Origin of the sequence: Nitrospira sp. BLG_1 (assembly GCF_047338595.1) — a bacterium.
Lineage (GTDB): Bacteria > Nitrospirota > Nitrospiria > Nitrospirales > Nitrospiraceae > Nitrospira_D.
The window spans coordinates 1-3,972 of the sequence record NZ_JBLFBO010000089.1 but is presented as its reverse complement, the minus strand read 5'-3'; the positions used below and the strand labels follow the sequence as shown (position 1 = coordinate 3,972).

Annotated in this window: 4 protein-coding genes; 2 read left to right on the top strand and 2 right to left on the bottom strand. The window is 55.1% G+C overall.

Features of this window, described 5'->3' with window-relative positions:
• Positions 1-336 precede the first annotated feature (336 nt).
• Both ACMTNU_RS20175 and ACMTNU_RS20170 read left to right on the top strand, forming a co-directional pair.
• Positions 337-2,151, top strand: coding sequence for an APC family permease (locus ACMTNU_RS20175; RefSeq protein WP_413937091.1), 1,815 nt, complete (start codon positions 337-339; stop codon positions 2,149-2,151).
• Positions 2,152-2,174: 23 nt separating this feature from the next.
• Positions 2,175-3,212, top strand: a complete 1,038-nt coding sequence (locus ACMTNU_RS20170; RefSeq protein ID WP_413937090.1) for a PKD domain-containing protein — start codon at positions 2,175-2,177, stop codon at positions 3,210-3,212.
• Positions 3,213-3,235: 23 nt separating this feature from the next.
• Here ACMTNU_RS20170 and ACMTNU_RS20165 read toward each other — a convergent pair whose 3' ends face one another.
• A complete protein-coding gene (locus ACMTNU_RS20165; protein ID WP_413937089.1) occupies positions 3,236-3,631 on the bottom strand; it encodes a type II toxin-antitoxin system death-on-curing family toxin in 396 nt (131 codons plus the stop codon).
• A gap of 4 nt (positions 3,632-3,635) precedes the next feature.
• Positions 3,636-3,863 carry an AbrB/MazE/SpoVT family DNA-binding domain-containing protein gene (locus ACMTNU_RS20160; protein ID WP_413937088.1) on the bottom strand — a complete coding sequence of 76 codons (228 nt, stop codon included), beginning with the start codon at positions 3,861-3,863 and terminating at the stop codon, positions 3,636-3,638.
• Positions 3,864-3,972 lie beyond the last annotated feature (109 nt).

The window sequence follows — 3,972 nt, the reverse complement described above, 5'->3', positions numbered from 1 at the left end:
AAGCAGACGTATCCACTAAACTATCCTTTCAGTTTGATCGCATTATGACGGGATCAGAGAACCGAGGGGAGAAACAACCGGGTGGTGCTGCTCCAAACTGGACCTGGTCGCGATGCGATCGCGAAGTCCGTTATGGTTGAAGCATTTCTCTCGCCGGACTAGCACAAGAGAAATGTAGGGTTACCATACCCTATCAGTCTTTGTGCGTCAACTCGTACAGAGGTTACTGTGGGGCTCGCAAGCCAGAACCGGGCGTGGCCTACTATAGGTCTTTCGCCCTATAGGAAGACCATCTTAACATTCACCCAAGTTCAAGGATTGTGAGATAATCCCTCTATGTTTCTGAAACGCTGGTTGGTCGGAGACCCCCTGAAGACCGCTCAAGCAAGGCATGAACGGCTCTCCAAAACAATCGCTCTTGCCATCTTCTCCTCGAACGCGATTTCATCCGTTGCTTATGGAACAGAAGAAATCCTCCTGGTCTTGATTCTCGCTGGTCCGGCAGCCATTGCCTGGTCGATTCCCGTAAGCTTCGCGATCCTGTTTCTGGTCTTGGTGTTGACGATCTCCTACCGGCAGATCATCCACGAGTATCCGGAAGGAGGTGGGGCTTACGTCGTCGCACGAACCAACCTGGGCGACCGGCCGGCTCTCGTGGCAGCTGCAGCCCTGATGATCGACTATGTCTTAACTGTGGCGGTCAGCGTAGCCGCCGGCATTGCAGCCCTGACATCCGCTATCCCGAGTCTCTTCGTGCACCGCGAAGCCCTTGGATTGGTCGCCATTCTGTTTATGATCATCATGAATCTCCGTGGAGTTCGCGAGTCCGGCAAGTTTTTTGCTGTCCCAACCTATTTTGCCATAGGAGCCCTTGGCCTTCTGGTTCTCGTCGGGACCGTTCGATCTCTAGCAAGTACCGGCGCAGTCCTCCCCGCCCCAACCCCTGTCGAGACAGAAGCGCTGACCCTGTTTCTCATCCTCCGTGCCTTTGCAGCAGGATGCTCAGCGGTGACCGGAATGGAAGTGATTTCAAACGGGGTCAAGGCCTTTCGTTCGCCGGAGCCACAAAACGCCGCCATCACCATGGTCTGGATGTCCACAATTTTGGCGTCGCTCTTCATGGGCATCAGCTGGATGGCCTATCACCATGGGATCCTGGCAAAGGTTGATGAAACCGTAATTTCCCAGCTCGCTCGATTGACGTTCGGCACAGGCCCCATCTACTACTCCGTTCAAATCGGCACCATGGCGTTGCTCGTCCTAGCGGCGAACAGTGCCTTTGCCGGCTTTCCACACCTGGCGTCGATTCTGGCTCGTGACGGGTTCATGCCCCATCAGATGGCAACATTCGGTGATCGACTGGTATTTTCGAACGGCATCATCATTCTGGGGTTCTTTGCCTGCCTCTTGCTCGTCATCTTCGAGGGAGACACACACGGGTTGATCCCCTTGTACGCCATCGGGGTGTTTGCGTCCTTTACATTGTCTCAGGCCGGTATGGTCAAACGATGGCTGGAGAAGAAGGGACCACACTGGCAGACGAAACTGATCGTCAACGGGGTCGGTGCCCTGACGACCGGCATTGCGACAATCATTATCGCCAGCACCAAGTTCATGCAGGGTGCGTGGATCGTCTTTGTGCTCGTCGCCATCCTCCTCCTCATATTTCAGGGAATCCGCTCGCACTATAAGGCCGTCAGCGAGCAGGTCGCATTGGACCGCCGAGGGGAACGACCGCCACTGCCTCGCCGCAATATCGTCATTATTCCCGTCAGTGGAATGAATCGTGCCGTAGTTCGTGCACTGGACTATGCTCGAAGTCGCCCGGGCGAAATTCGGGCGGTGTTCATCGATGTGGATCCTGAAGAAAGCGCCAAGGTCAAGATTCAATGGGCTCAATGGGGAGGCGGCGTGAATTTGATCGCGCTGTCGTCACCCTATCGCTCAGTCCTCGGGTCGCTCCTCGACTACGTCGAGGAAGTGCTCGAGAAAGATCAGAATACCTGGGTGACCGTCGTGATCCCGGAGATCCTTCCAGCACGGTGGTGGCAAAACATCCTGCATAACCAACGGGCGTTCATGCTCAAAGCCTCACTGTTGTTCAAAGAACGCGTGATTCTCATTGACGTCCCCTATCACTTGACGCGATGACAAGGCGTCATGAAACGTGGCTCGTGAAACGTGAAGCACGGCTTCGGATCTTTCGCCTTGCCTTCTTCACCACTTGCCTTGCAATGGCTTCGTCGGTTCATGCCTTCAATATCACTAAGCCAGCAGACGGGGCCAAGCTCGTTGCAGGAACCACCATTACTGCGCGGGTGGATTTGGGTAAGGACACCGGCATCGGCAAGGTCCGCTACTATTGGTACGGTGAGCAGGATGAAGTCCTGGTTGAGCAGGATGACTCAACCGCCACAGGCTCCATCGTCGCACCAGTCACCATGATTGGATCCATCGAAACAGAACCTCCGTTTGGCGGCCTACTCCACGTTCCACACGATACCATTGGACCGATGCGCCTCCTAGCCGTGGCTGAAATCTCTCGTGGGCGATTGGGAACCAGATCCGTGTTCGATGAAGTGATCCTGCACGTGACCCCTCCCACTGCCCTCACCGCGATCGACTTTGAAACAGAGAAGCCGTTGCAATTGGGACGCGCCGGGCAATCATCAGCCTTTGGCCATGTGGATTCGACGGGCAAGATCTTTGAGCTTCCCGTCGTCGGTGTCTTTGAGGATGGAGTCACCCGGCGCATCGGCAACCCAGCCAGCGGGACCAGCTATGAGTCTTCAAGCCCAAAAGTCCTCAGGATTTTGCCTGGAGGTTTGCTTCAGATCGTAGGGAATGGCCAAGCCACCCTCACCATCACCAATCGAGGTAGACAGGCCACATTAGACGTCGACGTCAATGTGAATGACGAGCCAAATGAACCGCCAATTGCCGATGCCGGAGTGAACAAGTCCGTCAAGGCTGGTACCAGAGTCAAACTGAGTGGACTCAAGAGCCGTGACCCGGAAGGCGAAGCGCTCTACTATAGCTGGATCCAAGTCCGCGGCAGTAAGGTATCCCTTCTGGATGCCAACAATTCAGAGGCCTCATTCCTCGCCCCAACGGTTTCAGAGGCCCGAACCTATCGGTTTAAATTGCGTGTCACGGACAAGAAGGGGGCAGACAGTCTGCCGGCATTTGTGGAGGTCACGGTGGAACCGTAGAGGAGTTCAGCGTTCGGTTGGTTCTATTTCTTTCCAGATATTTGGTTCCGAAGCCACCGCGTCAGTATGTCCTTTCCCATTTCTCCAGCAGCCAGCTGAAGCGTAACCGACTCCAGTTCCTTGGGATCCGGAAGCGTCTCAATTCCATTCACATTGAGGAAGACCAGCGCAGACAGAACCGCGGCTCGCTTGTTTCCATCAACAAAGGGATGATTCTGGGCGATGTGCAACATGTAGGCAGCCGCCATCGCGGCAACATCTTCATGGAGATATTTCCCGCCGAATTGCTGGCGCGGCATGGCCCCAGCTGCATCCAGCAGGCCGTAATCTCTCACGCCATGTGAGCCACCATCACTGTCAATCGTATCGCGGTGGAGCAACAGCACGTCGTCCACACTGAGAAAGAGGACCTCTTCCACTATGTTAGTCCGCGAGCCGCTTCAACATCGGCCCATACCTCTTCCGCAGCTCTTTGACCGTGGCCGTCACGCGCTCGGGTCCCACCCCGACATTCACCGGCGTAATGACGAGTGCATTGCCATTGACCGTGACTTGCAGGGGAGTGTCTTCCGTAATGCCCAGGGCCTGCATCACCGGCTTTTCGATAATCAGCGCCACGCTGTTCCCATGCTTTTGTAATCTCTTGATCATGCCCCACCTCACGTCCTTACAATGTTACAACGCGTCTTTGGTAATGTCTAGGGAGCGCAATGTTGCCGTAAATATCCGACAGTCCATAGTAGCCTATGGACATGCAGAC